Annotated in this window: 16 protein-coding genes; 7 read left to right on the top strand and 9 right to left on the bottom strand. The window is 43.1% G+C overall.

The annotated features are described in order from the left end of the window. Positions 1–15 precede the first annotated feature (15 nt). The 3 genes from IDJ75_RS03730 (at position 16) to IDJ75_RS03720 (ending at position 3,204) form a co-directional block, all read left to right on the top strand. A complete protein-coding gene (locus IDJ75_RS03730) occupies positions 16–1,848 on the top strand; it encodes a DNA topoisomerase 3 (RefSeq protein ID WP_191174256.1) in 1,833 nt (610 codons plus the stop codon). 171 nt (positions 1,849–2,019) lie between these two features. Further along, positions 2,020–2,592, top strand: coding sequence for a TlpA family protein disulfide reductase (locus IDJ75_RS03725; protein ID WP_224746469.1), 573 nt, complete (start codon positions 2,020–2,022; stop codon positions 2,590–2,592). Positions 2,593–2,595: 3 nt separating this feature from the next. After that, entirely contained in the window at positions 2,596–3,204 is a 609-nt protein-coding gene (locus IDJ75_RS03720) for a hypothetical protein (protein WP_191174255.1), read from the top strand. A 10-nt stretch (positions 3,205–3,214) separates the two neighbouring features. On the opposite strand, the gene IDJ75_RS03715 is transcribed toward IDJ75_RS03720, so the two are convergent. Then, on the bottom strand, positions 3,215–3,571 hold the full coding sequence (locus IDJ75_RS03715) for an RNA recognition motif domain-containing protein (RefSeq protein WP_191174254.1): 357 nt from the start codon (positions 3,569–3,571) through the stop codon (positions 3,215–3,217). Between the two features lie 235 nt (positions 3,572–3,806). On the opposite strand from IDJ75_RS03715, the gene IDJ75_RS03710 reads away from it, so the two are divergent. The 4 genes from IDJ75_RS03710 (at position 3,807) to hemN (ending at position 8,538) form a co-directional block, all read left to right on the top strand. Next, positions 3,807–5,000, top strand: coding sequence for a PAS domain-containing sensor histidine kinase (locus IDJ75_RS03710; protein WP_191174253.1), 1,194 nt, complete (start codon positions 3,807–3,809; stop codon positions 4,998–5,000). Then, complete coding sequence (locus tag IDJ75_RS03705; protein ID WP_191174252.1) at positions 4,993–6,045, top strand: response regulator; 1,053 nt, start codon at positions 4,993–4,995, stop codon at positions 6,043–6,045. Before IDJ75_RS03710 ends, IDJ75_RS03705 begins: the two co-directional genes overlap by 8 nt. An 86-nt stretch (positions 6,046–6,131) precedes the next feature. After that, the gene (locus IDJ75_RS03700) at positions 6,132–7,163 is read left to right on the top strand and encodes a 2-hydroxyacid dehydrogenase (protein WP_191174251.1); all 1,032 of its coding nucleotides are present in this window, start codon (positions 6,132–6,134) and stop codon (positions 7,161–7,163) included. Between the two features lie 7 nt (positions 7,164–7,170). After that, complete coding sequence (hemN, locus tag IDJ75_RS03695; RefSeq protein WP_191174250.1) at positions 7,171–8,538, top strand: oxygen-independent coproporphyrinogen III oxidase; 1,368 nt, start codon at positions 7,171–7,173, stop codon at positions 8,536–8,538. Here hemN and IDJ75_RS03690 read toward each other — a convergent pair. From IDJ75_RS03690 to IDJ75_RS03655, 8 genes are all read right to left on the bottom strand, one after another. Beyond that, positions 8,518–9,267 (bottom strand): YoaK family protein, encoded by a 750-nt coding sequence (locus tag IDJ75_RS03690; RefSeq protein ID WP_191174249.1) that lies wholly within the window; start codon positions 9,265–9,267, stop codon positions 8,518–8,520. The genes hemN and IDJ75_RS03690 overlap by 21 nt on opposite strands. A 2-nt stretch (positions 9,268–9,269) precedes the next feature. Next, positions 9,270–11,051 (bottom strand): hypothetical protein, encoded by a 1,782-nt coding sequence (locus IDJ75_RS03685; RefSeq protein WP_191174248.1) that lies wholly within the window; start codon positions 11,049–11,051, stop codon positions 9,270–9,272. Positions 11,052–11,126: 75 nt separating this feature from the next. After that, a complete protein-coding gene (locus IDJ75_RS03680; RefSeq protein WP_191174247.1) occupies positions 11,127–11,477 on the bottom strand; it encodes a hypothetical protein in 351 nt (116 codons plus the stop codon). A 118-nt stretch (positions 11,478–11,595) separates the two neighbouring features. Continuing rightward, positions 11,596–12,282 carry a sulfite exporter TauE/SafE family protein gene (locus IDJ75_RS03675; RefSeq protein WP_191174246.1) on the bottom strand — a complete coding sequence of 229 codons (687 nt, stop codon included), beginning with the start codon at positions 12,280–12,282 and terminating at the stop codon, positions 11,596–11,598. After that, the gene (locus tag IDJ75_RS03670) at positions 12,279–12,692 is read right to left on the bottom strand and encodes a FixH family protein (RefSeq protein WP_224746468.1); all 414 of its coding nucleotides are present in this window, start codon (positions 12,690–12,692) and stop codon (positions 12,279–12,281) included. Before IDJ75_RS03670 ends, IDJ75_RS03675 begins: the two co-directional genes overlap by 4 nt. Before the next feature lie 9 nt (positions 12,693–12,701). Continuing rightward, positions 12,702–14,081 carry a cytochrome c oxidase accessory protein CcoG gene (gene ccoG / locus IDJ75_RS03665; protein ID WP_191174244.1) on the bottom strand — a complete coding sequence of 460 codons (1,380 nt, stop codon included), beginning with the start codon at positions 14,079–14,081 and terminating at the stop codon, positions 12,702–12,704. Positions 14,082–14,083: 2 nt separating this feature from the next. Continuing rightward, positions 14,084–14,998: a cbb3-type cytochrome c oxidase N-terminal domain-containing protein gene (locus tag IDJ75_RS03660; RefSeq protein ID WP_191174243.1), complete on the bottom strand. Its 915-nt coding sequence runs from the start codon at positions 14,996–14,998 to the stop codon at positions 14,084–14,086. Next, a complete protein-coding gene (locus IDJ75_RS03655) occupies positions 14,995–15,186 on the bottom strand; it encodes a hypothetical protein (RefSeq protein WP_191174242.1) in 192 nt (63 codons plus the stop codon). The genes IDJ75_RS03660 and IDJ75_RS03655 overlap by 4 nt, the downstream gene beginning before the upstream one ends.

Raw genomic sequence — 15,186 nt, 5'->3', positions numbered from 1 at the left:
TCGCTACACCCGTTTATGAAAGTTATTATTGCCGAGAAGCCGTCCGTTGGGCGCGAAATTGCTAAAGTATTTGGTGCCACCACAAAAAAGGATGGTTATATAGAAGGCAAGGGTTACACTTTTACCTGGGCCTTTGGCCACTTACTGCAACTGGCAGCCCCGCAAGAGTACGGTTACTACGGCTGGAACGTGCAGAACCTGCCCATGCTTCCGCAAAAATTCAAACTATCCATCCGTAAGGTAAAATCAAAGAATGGGATGGTTGATGACCCTGGCGTAAAAAAACAGCTGGATATAATAAAAGCACTGTTTGATGAAGCTACCGAGATTATAGTAGCAACAGATGCCGGGCGCGAGGGCGAGCTCATCTTCCGGTATATTTATTATTACCTGAAGTGTAAAAAGCCTTTTAAACGTTTATGGATCTCTTCGCAAACCGACGCTGCTATTAAAGAGGGTTTCCGCAACTTAAAACCGGGCAGTGATTATGATACCCTGTTCAATTCGGCACATTGCCGCTCCCAGTCGGACTGGCTGGTGGGTATGAATGCCACGCAGGCTTTAAGCTTATCATCAGGCACACGGTCGGTATTATCATTAGGCAGGGTACAAACACCTACCCTTGCCATGATCTGCGCGCGGTACCTGGAGAACAAGAACTTTGTGCCGCAAACCTATTACCAGGTAAGCATACAGCCGGATAAGGACGGGCAGGTATTTAAAGCCATATCTGAAAAGAACTTTAAAACCCGGGAAGAAGCACAAGCTGTATTAGACATGGTAGAACCTACAGGAACCATTACAAGCGTTGAAGCCAAACCCCGTAAAGAACCGCCACCCCTACTGCACGATCTGAGCAGCTTACAGCAGGATGCCAATAAGCGCAAAGGCTTCACTGCCGACCAGACGCTCTCTTTACTGCAAACTCTTTACGAAGGCAAACTGGTTACCTATCCGCGTACCGGGAGCCGCTATATTGGCGATGATGTTTTTGCAGAAGTACCCGCATTAATAGCAAAATTTACCGGCCACGATGAATTTGGCAAGCAGGCTATCATTTTAGCAGATGCCAAACTTAACAAGCGCAGCGTAAATGCAAAAAAGGTAACAGATCACCACGCGATATTGCCTACCGGCGAGTCGCCCAGTCAACTTTCGGGCGATTTGAAGGCCGTTTACGATATGGTTGCGGGGCGTATGCTGGAAGCCTTTCACCAGGATTGTATAAAAGAAATAACCAAGATAACCATCCAATCGGGTTCAAAATTTATGGCGAGCGGTACGGTTATCCAAACTGCCGGCTGGCGTGCTGTTTTTAACGATAAGGATGAGGAAAAGAAGGACGAGGAAAATGCCTCATTGCCCAAAGTAAAACAGGATGAAATTTTACCGATAACAGATAAGGCCCTGCTGGAAAAGCAAACCAAACCCAAGCCCCTGTATAACGAAGCTACCCTGCTAAAGGCGCTGGAAACCGCAGGCAAAGAGATAGACGATGAGGAATTGCGCCAGGCCATGAAAGATAGCGGGTTGGGTACACCCGCTACCCGTGCGGCCATGATAGAAACCCTGTTAAAACGCAATTACATAGCCCGCGAAAAAAAGAACCTCGTACCTACCGATACCGGCCTGGCTGTTTACGAGGTAGTAAAAAACCAGCAGATAGCCCAGGCAGAACTAACCGGTACCTGGGAGAAGCGGCTGGAAGAGATCCGCTCGGGCGCATCGGTAAGCGCTTTCCAGGAAGAGATAAAAACCTATACCCGGGCCATTACGCAAGAGTTGTTACGGACAGGGAAAGGCATCGTGCTTAACGCACCTGCGGCTAAAGCGGAAGCTGTTAAATAAGTATTACTATAGAGATAAATCAACTAATTTTCGGCTAAAGCACTAGTTTTTGCAACGGATAAATAATGACCTAACATGGGGTTTTAGCCGAACCTGTGGGAAAATGTGCAATAGTTAAATAAGCGATACTATCATAAATTTTCGGATATTGCTAATAAATCATAAACCCAATTGAAAAAACACCTTACTACCGGCAACCTGCTAAACGCGCTGTTTTTTATAGCTTTGATGGTTCTGTTGTTCGTTCCGGCAGCTAAAGGGTTGCTATTGCGTGGATTGATGAAAACCGGGTTGTTTCAGCCGGACATCACATCCATCAGTAAACCCGTACAGGTACCTGATATTAGTTTTCGTAATGTTAAAGGTGAAAACATTACGCTATCCTCGCTTAAAGGTAAGGTGGTTTTTATCAACTTTTGGGCAACATGGTGCCCGCCATGCATAGCCGAAATGCCCTCTATCAACACGCTATATCAAAAATTAGCTACCGATAAAAACATCATATTTTTAATGGCCGATGCAGATGGCAGACCAGAACAGGCGTTGCTTTTCCTGAAAAAGAAAAATTACGATCTGCCCGTATATGCAGCAACCACAGCAGTACCTGCCAATGTTTCGGCAGGCACAATCCCTACAACTATTGTATTGAACAAAAAGGGTGCAATGGTTTACCACCACGAGGGTGTGGCCGATTACACCAACGATAAATTTGCCGCTTACCTGCAACAGCTATCTGCCGAATAAACTATGTTACAGAACAGGGTAAACCCATTGGGCGATATTATTAAAACGCCCGAGCGTGGCAAATGGCTTGGTAACCGGGGTGTGATCCATAACGAGGATAAGAAGATAGTTCGCCCTTACAAAGTTAAGGCGTGGATCATCTGCGAGTTAGCATTTAGAGGCCGGCACCGCGAGGTAATGATGCCCAACCGATGGACGGAGCTCTTCTTTTTTGATGAGGCAACCGCGTTTTCGGCAGGCCACCGCCCCTGCTTTCAGTGCCGGTATAAGGCTCATATCAATTTTAAAGAAATGTGGCTGAAAGGCAACCCGGCTTTTGGCTTCGACATGAAAACGCCCGTTGCTGATATAGACGCCATCATACACCATGAAAGGATAACCGCAGTAAAATCAAAGCAAACCTACGTGGCGAATTTAACTGCATTCCCGGATGGTACTTTCGTTATTTTAAATAATGAAGCTCACCTTGTTAAGGCCGGGAAATTGTATAAATGGAGCCCTGCCGGATATGATAAACCTATAGATTTCCATGCAATTGAAAAAATAGAAGTATTAACCCCCCGGTCTATAGTTAACACATTCAGCGCGGGTTATACGCCGCAAATGGGATAACCACTATAAACTATTTACTAAGGCGTGGCCTTTTCTTTTTTTCGGCCAAAACGGGCTTCGGCGGTTGTTGCTGCTGATTATAGCGTGGCATAGCTGCAGGCCTTCTTGACGGAGCAGGTGCCGGTTTATCTTCGGCTATACGTACTTCCAACGTCCGATCGCCAAAAGCCATACCATCCAACGCTTCAATAGCTAATTGTGCGCCTTCCATGTCCTTCATTTGTACAAAACCAAAACCTTTACTCTGCAGGGTGAACTTATCGCGGACAATAGTTAGCAATTCGATATCGCCATGCGGGCCAAACAACTGAGCCAACTGCATCTCATCCATCTCACGTGGGAAGCCAACAACAAATAATTTTATCATAACCAGAATAGTTTGCAAATATAGCATATTCAATTATTCTAAACTATAGGTATATAACAGCGATTGTATAACTAACTAATTGCACTATATAAATGAATTATACAAGTTAGCGAATATTTGTACTATCTTTAAAAGTGATCTTCGTCATTAAATTTACTGAGGCTTATCATTTAGCAAATGCCGTTAAGTTGCTGATATTTGTGACACCTATCATTTTTTGATTTTATACCATTACATGGAAAACGCCGCTTTATTAAATGCTATCATAAAAAATGCGATAGATGGTATTATTACCATTAACGAACGCGGCATAATTGAGACCATAAACCCGGCGGCATGTACCCTATTTCAACGCACGCCTGATGAGGTAATTGGCAAAAATGTTTCAGTTTTAATGCCACAGCCTTATAAAGAACAGCATGACGGATATATAAACCGTTACCAGCAAACACGCGAGCCACATATTATAGGCATAGGGCGCGAGGTAACAGGCTTAAAAAAGGATGGCTCAGTGTTCCCGTTCAGGTTGGGCGTAAGCGAGGTACAGTATTCCGGGAGAAAGATCTTTACCGGGTTTATACACGACCTAAGCCGCGAAAAAGAAGCAGAGGCAAAGTTAAAAGATTATGCCCTGCAATTGGAAGAGCTTGTAGAAGAGCGCACGCTATCGTTAAAAAAATCGTTAAATGAATTACAACAGGCCAAAGAAGAAGTAAGCCAATCGTTAGAGAAAGAAAAAGAACTTGGCCAGTTAAAAAGCAGGTTCGTGTCCATGGCATCGCATGAGTTTCGCACACCGCTCAGCTCAATCCAATTATCGGCCGTGCTTATTGAAAAATACTCGCAGCAGTTTAGCAATGCAAATATTGAAAAGCACATCAGTAAAATAAAAAACGCTGTTAATAACCTTACGTCCATTTTAAACGATTTCTTATCGTTGGAAAAATTGGAGGCCGGCAAGGTAGAGCCCGTTTATACATCGTTTGATATTGTAAAATTCGCTGAAGAAATTACAGAGGAGATGCAGCTGATAGCAAAACAAAACCAAAATATAATTTACCAGCATACAGGTACGTTCAGCACAGCAAACCTGGATCAGTCGTTACTGAGAAATTGTATCACAAACCTGGTTAGCAATGCTATAAAATACTCCGGCGAAAACACCTTTATTGAATTTAATACCGAGATGAACGATAATTCGCTGATAGTTGTTATAAAAGACAACGGTATAGGTATACCCGATGAAGATCAGAAACATTTATTTGAAGCATTTTTTAGGGCACACAATACAGGGAACATACCGGGGACCGGTTTAGGCCTCAATATTGTAACCCGCTATGCCCGGTTAATGAACGGGGTTATCAAATTCGAGAGTAAAGTAAACGAAGGCACATCTTTCACCCTAACATTCCCAAACAATCATGAGTAAATGCATCTTAATTATTGAAGACAATAACGATATACGCGAAAGTACCGCAGAGATACTGGAGCTTACCGGTTACAAAATATTACAGGCAGCAAACGGCAAACTTGGTGTTGATATGGCGTTGCAACATAAACCCGATCTGATATTATGTGATATTATGATGCCAGAATTAGATGGTTATGGTGTTTTGTACCTGCTAAGCAAAAATGCCGAAACAGATGCTATCCCCTTTATATTTTTAACAGCAAAGGCTGAGCGTGTTGACTTCAGGAAAGGCATGGAAATGGGTGCCGATGATTATTTAACCAAGCCTTTTGATGAAATTGAACTGCTAAGCGCTATTGAAAGCCGGTTTACAAAAAAGGAGAAATTGCAGGCTTATTTCAGCAGATCGTTACAAAACCTGGAACATTTGGCGGGGGGTTCTAAAAACGGCACTGCCGAACTAAAGGAACTAATTGCAAGCCGCAAAATAAGGCAGATAAAAAAGAAACAGATTTTATATTACGATGGTGATACCCCGCAAGGCGTTTATATTGTTTTAGAAGGGAGCATTAAAACACTTAAACTGGCAGAAGATGGCCGCGAGTTAATGACCGGTTTATACAAAACCGACGACTACCTGGGAGTAAACTCCTTATTGCTTAATGCCCCCTTTACAGATACCGCCGAAGCAATGGAAGATACGGCAGTTTGCCTTTTGCCAAAAGAACTGGTATTAACCATGCTTGATAAGTACCCCGACCTGGGACGCGATTTTTTAAAGCTATTAGCCCAAAATATCCACGAAAAAGAAGAACAACTAATAGAACTTGCTTACAACTCGGTAAGAAAAAGATTAGCGCAGGTATTGGTACGCTTAAGCAAACAAAACCATGATGCAGCGGAATTTAAAGTCTCGCGCGAGGAACTGGCCGCAATGGCTGGTATAGCTACTGAAACCGTGAGCCGCACCCTTACCGACTTTAAGGAAGAGGGATTAATAGAAAAAAAGGGCGCTGTTATCCACATACAGGACCTTAGCCGCCTTATTAAAATGAAAAACTGACCAATATCACATTTAGGGCTGACTAACCTCATACTTAAAAAGCTTTTGCCTGGGTAATTTTGTAGTTATAAAATACGCCAAGTAAAATGAAAGTGGTAGCATACAGCATTAAATCGTACGAGAAAGAGTACCTGGCTTTAGCCAATCAAAAAAAACACGACATAACCCTTATTTCGAACCCACTAAGTTTGGAAACTGTGGCTTATGCCGAAGGGAAAGATGCTGTTATAGTTTTCACAAATGATGATGTATCGGCACCTGTAATAAATAAACTTGCCGACTTAGGCATAAAGTATATTGCCACACGATCTGTAGGTACAGACCATATAGATAAAATTGCCGCTGCAAGCCGAAACATAAAGTTAGCAAACGTACCTTCTTATTCTCCCCAGGCAATTGCCGAACATACCGTGGCACTTGCGCTTACCTTAAGCCGGCACCTTATACAAGCCGACGAGCATAGCCATCATTTTGATTTTAAACTGGATACGTTGGTGGGCTTTAACTTTTACGGTAAAACCGTGGGCTTGTTAGGCCTGGGGCATATCGGGCAGGCGGTGGCCAAAATATTTAAAGGTTTAGGTTGCCGGGTAATAGGTTATGATGAAGTATTCCCCGAGTACAATGACATCATCGAGCCTGTTAGCTTTGATGACCTGCTTACCCAGTCGGATATTATTTCGTTACACGTACCACTTACCGATAGCACCAAGCATATTATCAATAAAACAACCCTTTCGTTTATGAAACCGGGGGTAATGCTTTTAAACACATCACGCGGCGCTTTAATAAATACAGTTGATGCATTAGATGCCCTGGAGGCTGGCCGGATAGGCTACCTGGGCCTTGATGTTTATGAAAAAGAAAAAGGATTGTTCTTTGAAGATCATGAGCATGATGCTGTGAAAGACGGGCTTTTACAAAAACTAATGACCCATAACAACGTAATTATTACCCCTCATCAGGCATTTTTAACAAAAGAAGCACTACAGCAGATAGCCGACCAAACCATCAAAAACCTTGACCTGTGGCAACTGGATAAATGCGTTGGCAACTCATGTGTTTGTGCTAAAAATTGCCGTGTGGCCGAAAGTATTATTAAACCAATAGCCAATTAATACCCCAATGCAAGCACCACAATATTTAATAGATAAGTACAATGTTGCAGCACCGCGTTATACCAGCTACCCCACCGTACCCTATTGGGATAAGGATGTATTTGATAAAAAAGCGTGGGAACAGTCTGTAAAATTCTCATTTGATGAAACCAATACCGCTAACGGCATTAGCCTGTATGTACACCTGCCCTTTTGCGAAAGCTTGTGCACCTATTGCGGCTGCAATACCCGTATAACCAAAAACCACACGGTTGAGCAGCCTTACATCAAAGCTGTATTATTGGAATGGGCTATGTACCGCAAGGTTTTTAAAGCTACACCAGTTATCCGCGAACTGCATTTAGGTGGCGGTACACCCACTTTTTTTAGTCCGGAGCATTTAAAGGCTTTAGTGGATGGGATACTTAGCGGCTCTGAGATCCACCCCGAGGCCGAATTCAGTTTTGAAGCCCACCCGGGTAATACAACAGAAGAGCACTTAAAGGTTTTATACCAGCTTGGGTTCCGCAGGTTAAGCCTGGGTATACAGGATTTTGACCCGCATGTACAATTTATTATTAACCGGATACAAAGCTTTGAGCAGGTTAAAACCGTAACAGAGCAGGCAAGGGCCATTGGTTATACATCTATAAATTTTGATTTAATATATGGCCTCCCGAGGCAAACTATAACCGGCCTGCATGATACCATTACATTGGTTAGCCAGCTAATGCCCGATAGAATAGCATTTTACAGCTATGCCCACGTACCATGGATAAAACCCGGCCAACGCAGGTTTACAGAAAAAGATTTGCCCGACGCAAATAACAAAAGAGCTTTGTATGAGCTTGGGCGCCTCCTTTTTACAAATTTAGGTTATCATGAAATTGGCATGGACCATTTCGCGCTGCCAACAGATAGCCTTTACAATGCCGGATGCGAAGGTAAACTACACCGCAACTTTATGGGTTACACCCATCAGTATACACAGTTAATGGTTGGCCTGGGCGTTTCTTCTATAAGCGATACCTGGTATGCTTTTGCGCAAAATGTTAAAAACGTAGAGGAATATACAGCGTTAGTGAATGCCGGCGAATTGCCTGTATTTAAAGGGCATTTTTTAACGCCTGATGACCTTATTATCCGTAAACACATCCTTAATATTATGTGCCGGGGAAACACCAGCTGGAACCATCACCTGCAGCCTTGTATCCCTTTGTTGGAAGGGCTTGAACGTATGGAAGCCATAGCTGACGATGGTTTGGTAGAACTCGACTCTCACAGCCTTACAGTAACACCATTGGGCAAACGCTTTTTACGTAATGTTTGTATGGCCCTTGATGCCAGGCTATGGGCAGATAAACCTGCTACGCAGTTATTCAGCATGGCTGTTTAAAGCGTGTTTTACCCGCCTGTAAAATTTAATGGTTTTTATTCTGAAGATATCTAACAACATGCCAAAAACCAGCAGCCCTGCCGGTATGTAAAAAGTTTTGTAATGCAGGGCGTGGAAAATATAAGATGATGCAATGCATCCGGCGAAAAAGAAAAATATAATTACCAGCCGTAAAAACATCTTACCATATAAAACAGCGTTTTTCTTATCGGTACCTTTACCGTACAAACTGGCGGCCAGCTCAATGCCCAGGTCTGTAAACATCCCGGTTAAATGTGTGGTACGAACCACCGATCCTGATATAATAGATACCATTGCGTTTTGCAAACCCATAGCAAACAGCAGGCTACCGGCAGCAACCCTATTATTTGAAATTGTTGTAGCAAACCAGTGCAGGTTACTACCGGCTACAACCAATATTATAATTTCAATAATAATAGGTAAGGTATAAGCATAACGCTGGTTGCGGCCAACCATATTAATGATCATGCTGGATACAAACGCCCCTGCAAAAAACAGCAGCATCCATGCCCCCACCACCAATGCCGATTGTGTATCGCCACCGGCAAGCTTTTCTGCAAACAAGGCAACATGCCCGGTTACATTTGTAGTAAGCACCATAAACGACAAAAAACCCGCGGCGTTTACAAACCCCGCAGTTAGGGAGAGTAGTGCCGCAAGTTTTATGTTATGAGCGTTAGTACGTTTATGCCCAATATGCTGTAACATCTTTATAAATCAAGTAACGAAAGTTGTTGCTCAGATAGTATTAGTTCGCGATAGGTATTTTCTATATAGGCTTGTGTTTCGTTAGTAAGCTTTGGTATGAGTTGTTTATAGTAATTAATACCCTGCTGCAGCTGCTCTTTAAATTTAATAAGGTACTTGCCTTTTTTCTCGTTCAGGGTTTGAACATACAGGGCAATATCTTTCTTCAAATAATCTATGTACAGGTTAAGCTCATTAATAAATATATTGGGCCTGTTCGTATTTTTCAACAGATCTTCATCACCATAAATATGTTTAACCATCTGCTCTAACGAGTAAATGTTTTTAAAGTAAGCCAGGTTTGGCCCCGGGCAAATGGTAACGGCGGTGCTCTCCTTAGGTTTTAGCAACCCATTCTTAATATATACCGACGCACATAAACCTTCGCACAGGCATACCTTCTCGGTAATGGCTTCATACCTTGCCTGGTATTCGTCATCGTTTATTGCGGCCGCCTGCAGTTCAAATATCTTTAAGGCCTGGTACTTACGTGATGCTGTGCAAATGGGTTGCTCGGTAAATTCGGTGTTGGTACACAAGTACTTTTTGGTACAGGGGCTGCCCGGCCTGCCCTGTTCTATCCTTTGCAATCGCTGGCGCTCGGCCGAACTATTTTTAAAATTATTGAACAGAATACCAAGCGGTGATGAGTTGCTCAAATAAAAATCATCCTGCGTAGCGCCGGCCAGGTGCATTAGCGTTTCATCATCAACATTGGTAACCTCGGGCACCAATAAAAAAGGGCTGCCCCAGCCGGTGGCATCCAGTTGATAATGCTGTATCAAAAAATCATTCTCATTGGCGGTACCTATTCCACCTTGCACGCTTAAACGTTGCGGAGGCATTTTATCGCAAACCAGTCCCTTGGTCAATAACGTCCCCAGGTAAAGCGCGTACAGTTCCTCCTGCATCTCGCCGCGCTTTAATTTAAACTCCTCCAGTATTGGGCCAAGTAACAAACCATCGGTGGCAAAGGCATGGCCGCCACAGTTAAGGCCCGATTCGATCCTGAACTCAGATACCCATAAACCTTTTTTGGCCAAAAATTTTGCCTGTATAAAAGCCGATCGGTAGTCGCTCACCTTTAATATGATCCTTTTTTTCAAGCGCCCGTTTTTATCCGGGAAAAAATCCCCGAACTTTTCTATATAGCTGTACAGGCGCGGGTTCATCCCTGCCGATAACACAACCGACGAATCCAGGTCGCTCATTGCAAAAGCACGCAGGGCCGATAATGCGTCAGAATTTTCGTCGCCGGCATAATCGCCGTTGGCGTCAAAATTCAGCTTATCAACTTTGGCCATAATGTTTACATCAATTGCGCCAACTTGCATCCTTGTTTTTAGGATGCGGCCAAAAATTTGTTTGCTTTCGCCTTCAGGATACTCATTCATCAGTTCATACCCCTGTTTAATGGGCGACGAAACCGGCAACAGGTTAAAATACTGGTCTATATCATTTTCCCCGGTAAACGGCTGCCTCAGCAGGTCATCAAACTGCGTATTCACCAATTCGTTTAACAGGTTCAGGTAAGCAGTTATCCTTCGTGCCCGGGCATCAGGTTCTGTTTTAGCAATGGGGTGGTACAACATATCATTTTGCAGGCAGTGAAACTCGCGCATGCGTTCTATCAAATCGTCATCAACCACCGAAACAACCGACGATATGCCGTATCTGGCAACTTTTAAAGGGGTATCTATTGAAAAACCAAGGCCCAGAACAGGGATATGAAATTTGTGAAGCATAATAATTTTATAAAAATTATGAATTATAAAAAAAAGCGGTGGTTAACCGCTTCAAATTAATTAGGGGTATAAATATTAAATAACAAATGCTAATATCATAGCCAGGTGAATAAGTACGCTGGCTGCGAAAAAGAAGATTGTAGTGCGGATGCCCTCGCCACCCATGTTGGCTATGATATTTGCAAAAAAGCAAAACATGGTTACGCCAAGTACAATTATAGGTGCATTAAAATAGTACATAAGCACTGCGGGTACAGGCAATATCATTACGCCCATAAATATCAGCGATACCATAAACCATAAAGTATGGCGATCTTTCTGGCTATCGGCAAATGCGTTAAATCTGTCTTTTAAAGTTGTGTGTTGGGTATTGGTATGCGTATCTGTGGCCCAGTTTGATGTTGATATTGTTTTAAGAGTTGCCATAATGTTATTGATTTTGTTTCTTACTGATGCAAATATGGCCAGAACAGGATCCTCCTGCCATGATGCTTATCAGCCAAAAATGTGATGGTAGGCACATTTTTAATTACGGTTAATGAGGCTATTTGCAAACCGCAGGTACAGCTTTTATCTGGGGGCTTAAATAGGGAATATTAAGTGCGAGCCCCCTTAAAACAAACCAAACGCCCAGGCAGAGCATAAAGTAAGGTACTGCCCTGTTTAACCTGCGGCGAACGCCTATATTAATAAAGCCGCTGCCAGCAGTAGCAGCCAGCATTAACGGTATGGTGCCCAAACCAAACCAAAACATATACTGCACCGCGCCAAAAACCGATGGCGTATTTACCGCGCCAATAAGTGCTACATATACAAACCCGCATGGCAAAAAACCATTTAGTATGCCTACTATTAAATGGCCCGAGCGTTGCTTTAACGCGTATGCCAATAAATTATTTACCGGCTGTAAAAGCCTGTTTGTAAAGCGCCCGCGTGTAAGTGGTTTACGCATCAGTTTTGATGTGGCTGCCATAATGATTAAAACACCACTTATAATGCTTACACTTTGCTGTAAACCATACAGCCACAACTGCTTACCCAACAAGCCTACCAATAGCCCCAGCAGCGCATAACTAAGCGTGCGCCCCAAATTATAGATAAGCTTATCCATAATAATTAGCCAGCCACGGTTAGGTTGTACGGGTATGGCAAAGGCCAGCGGGCCGCACATGCCTATGCAATGCACACTGCCAAATAAGCCTATTAAAAATGCTGTTTCATTAAAACTCATGGCAACAAAACCTCTTGCTTATATAAATATGCATGGCCATTTGCGGTCCACTCTATTACAAGCTGCCATTGCCCCGCCAACAAACCGGAAAGCGGTATATTTACTGCTGCTGTGCCCGGTAATTCTATCTTCTTATCCAACTTTCCGTCAGATGGCCTTACAAAATTTATTGTACCGTTAACCGGCGTGGCAAATTTTACCTGCAGCTGGGTTTTAGTTAAACCGATGGCTGGTTTGGCATTATCAATAATTACCTGTTTTTCTTTTTTATAATCGGCATCAAAGGCCAGGCCTTTTTCATAATAGCGCTTGTCATAATCATCCGGCTGGCGAAACATAAACACCACCATCCCCACTATGAAGGCCATAAATAAACACATCCCTAATATTATTCCTTTTCCCCAATTCATGATTCTCTTTTAGTTTACAGGACCTATAAATGTTGTGTTAATGGTGGCAAGCACTTTATTTTGCTGCATAACTTTTATGGCTATATCCGTTTTGGCTTTATGGATACTACCCGCCGGTATCATTAAAAAGAATACGGCTTTAGCAGATCCTTCTTTTTCGAGCGCGCCCGGTGCTTGCAGGTATTTAATTTTAACTACGGGGTCGGCAGCAACCAGGGTGATGGTTTGTCGCTTATCGGTCTTGTTAATAATATCCGCATTGTAAACATTACTGATATACCCACCCGCCTGCTCCTGGTAAAGCATGCCAGCCGAACGTAACAGCGTAACATCCACATCGCTGCGCTGAAATACAAACCAGGTGAGCGCACCAAGCAAAATAATTATGATGGCACTATAGCCTGCCATACGCCCTGTAAAAGACGGGCGTTTGTTCCCAACTATCATTTCTTCCGAATAAAACCCGATGAGGTTTAACGGTTTATTGATCTTTTCCATTACGTAATCGCATGCATCTATGCAGGCTGTGCAGTTGATGCATTCCATTTGGTTCCCCTTCCTGATATCTATCCCTGTAGGGCAAACATCTACACATAAGCCACAGTCAACACAATCCCCTTTCGGGGTTTCCGGTCCGCGGGTTAGTTTCCCGCGGGGTTCGCCGCGGGGATAGTTATAAGCAACATTTAAGGTGTGACTATCTGTTAGTACCCCCTGCAAACGGCCATAAGGGCATATTACGGTACAAACCAACTCGCGTACCTGGCTATAAACAAGGTAAAATACAGTGGTAAATATTAAAATGCTAAAAAAGCCCGACCAGTGCATATTAACCGGTTCGGTGATGATCTTTAATAAATTTTCGCTTCCAATAATATAAGCCAAAAATGTATTGGCTATAAAGAAGGAAATAATAAGGAACAGCACATGCTTAACGGTTTTTTTGCTGATCTTTTCTTTTGTCCAGGGCCCGGCATCAAGTTGTTTCCTTTTTTTATGATCGCCCTCTATCCAGATCTCTACCTTGCGGAAAACCATTTCCATGAAGATGGTTTGCGGGCAGATCCATCCGCAAAAGATACGGCCGAATGCTATGGTAAACAGCACCACACAAACTATAAAAGCAAGCATAGCCAATACAAACAAGAAAAAATCCTGCGGCCAGAAAACCTGGCCAAGTATTACAAACCGCCGTTCCAATATATTCAACAGCAATAGCGGCTGCCCGTTTATCCTGATGAACGGGCCTGCAAAAAAAACAATCAGGTAAGCGTAACTTAACCAGCTACGGTATTGGTAAAACTTACCTTTACGAATAAGCGGATACATCCATTTACGGCTGCCGCTTTCTACGGTTAAAGGCTGGTCAATATTATCTTTTACAAACATGTTTATTTCTTAATAACCATTGCGGTTTTCTCTGGAGCACCTGCCGCATCGTCAACCTCTTTTGTTCCCTGTGCTTCTTTAGCGTTTGCGGGATTACTGCCATGTAATGATTTTATATAGCTGGATACATCGGCAATTTGCTTGGGCGTTAACTGTTTTTCCCAGGTAGGCATCCCTTTAGCGGTTATGCCGTACTTAATTGTTTTAAAAATATCTCCTATTTTACCCCCGTGCAGCCAATAATCATCTGTAAGGTTGGGGCCAACAACACCCTGCGCGTGGTCGCCGTGGCATGGCGCGCATGTTTGTTTAAACACGGCCTCACCGGCGGATAATACTGCCGCGTCTGTACTTAGCTTTACGTTGCTTTCATCTACACGGTTTGCAGCCTTTGCCAGGTACAAGGTGCGTTCTTTTGCAGCTATATTCATCTCGGTAGCATATTCGGCGTTTTGCAATTGCCCTATACCAAATACATGGTATATTAAAAGGTAAGCTACCGCAAATACAATGGTTGAATAAAACAATACCATAAACCAGGCCGGCGTTGGGTTATCCAACTCCTGTATCCCGTCGTAATCGTGCTCAATCAGGATTGATTTCTCTTCGGATAATGGCTTAAGTGATAAAAGTTTTTCAACCACATTCACCTTTGGTTTCTTATCCTTCATTTTTAAAGCCTTCTCTTCGGCCAACATATCGACATAGGCCTTACGGCCCATTATGGCCATGGTAAGCACCTTAAAAGTGCGCAATAAAACAAGCAGCACTACCAGGAAAAGCACCAGCATTAACATAATTGCGCCATAGCCCCAATAGTTCATTAACTGGGCCGATGTCAGGCTTTGATCCTCTGCTAAAACAGGTTGTACGGCCAGGAGTATAAAAAATAGTAAGATTGCTTTAAGAGGCTTCATGGCTGCATATTTTTTTCTGTTTCCAATGTGTTATCGTTTAAGGGCATTCCGCTCATGTGTTCTACATGCTGCTTTTTAAGGCGGATAAGTAATACACTTACCACGATGAAGAAGACCATAAATATGCTTAGGGAAAACAACAGGTATTGTTGTGTGCCGGTAATGTGTTCTGTAAACTGCTTAAACAT

The sequence above is a fragment of the Mucilaginibacter rigui genome (genome assembly GCF_014773275.1).
In the GTDB taxonomy this organism is placed as follows: Bacteria; Bacteroidota; Bacteroidia; order Sphingobacteriales; family Sphingobacteriaceae; genus Mucilaginibacter; species Mucilaginibacter rigui_A.
This window is presented reverse-complemented; position numbering and strand designations above follow the sequence as displayed.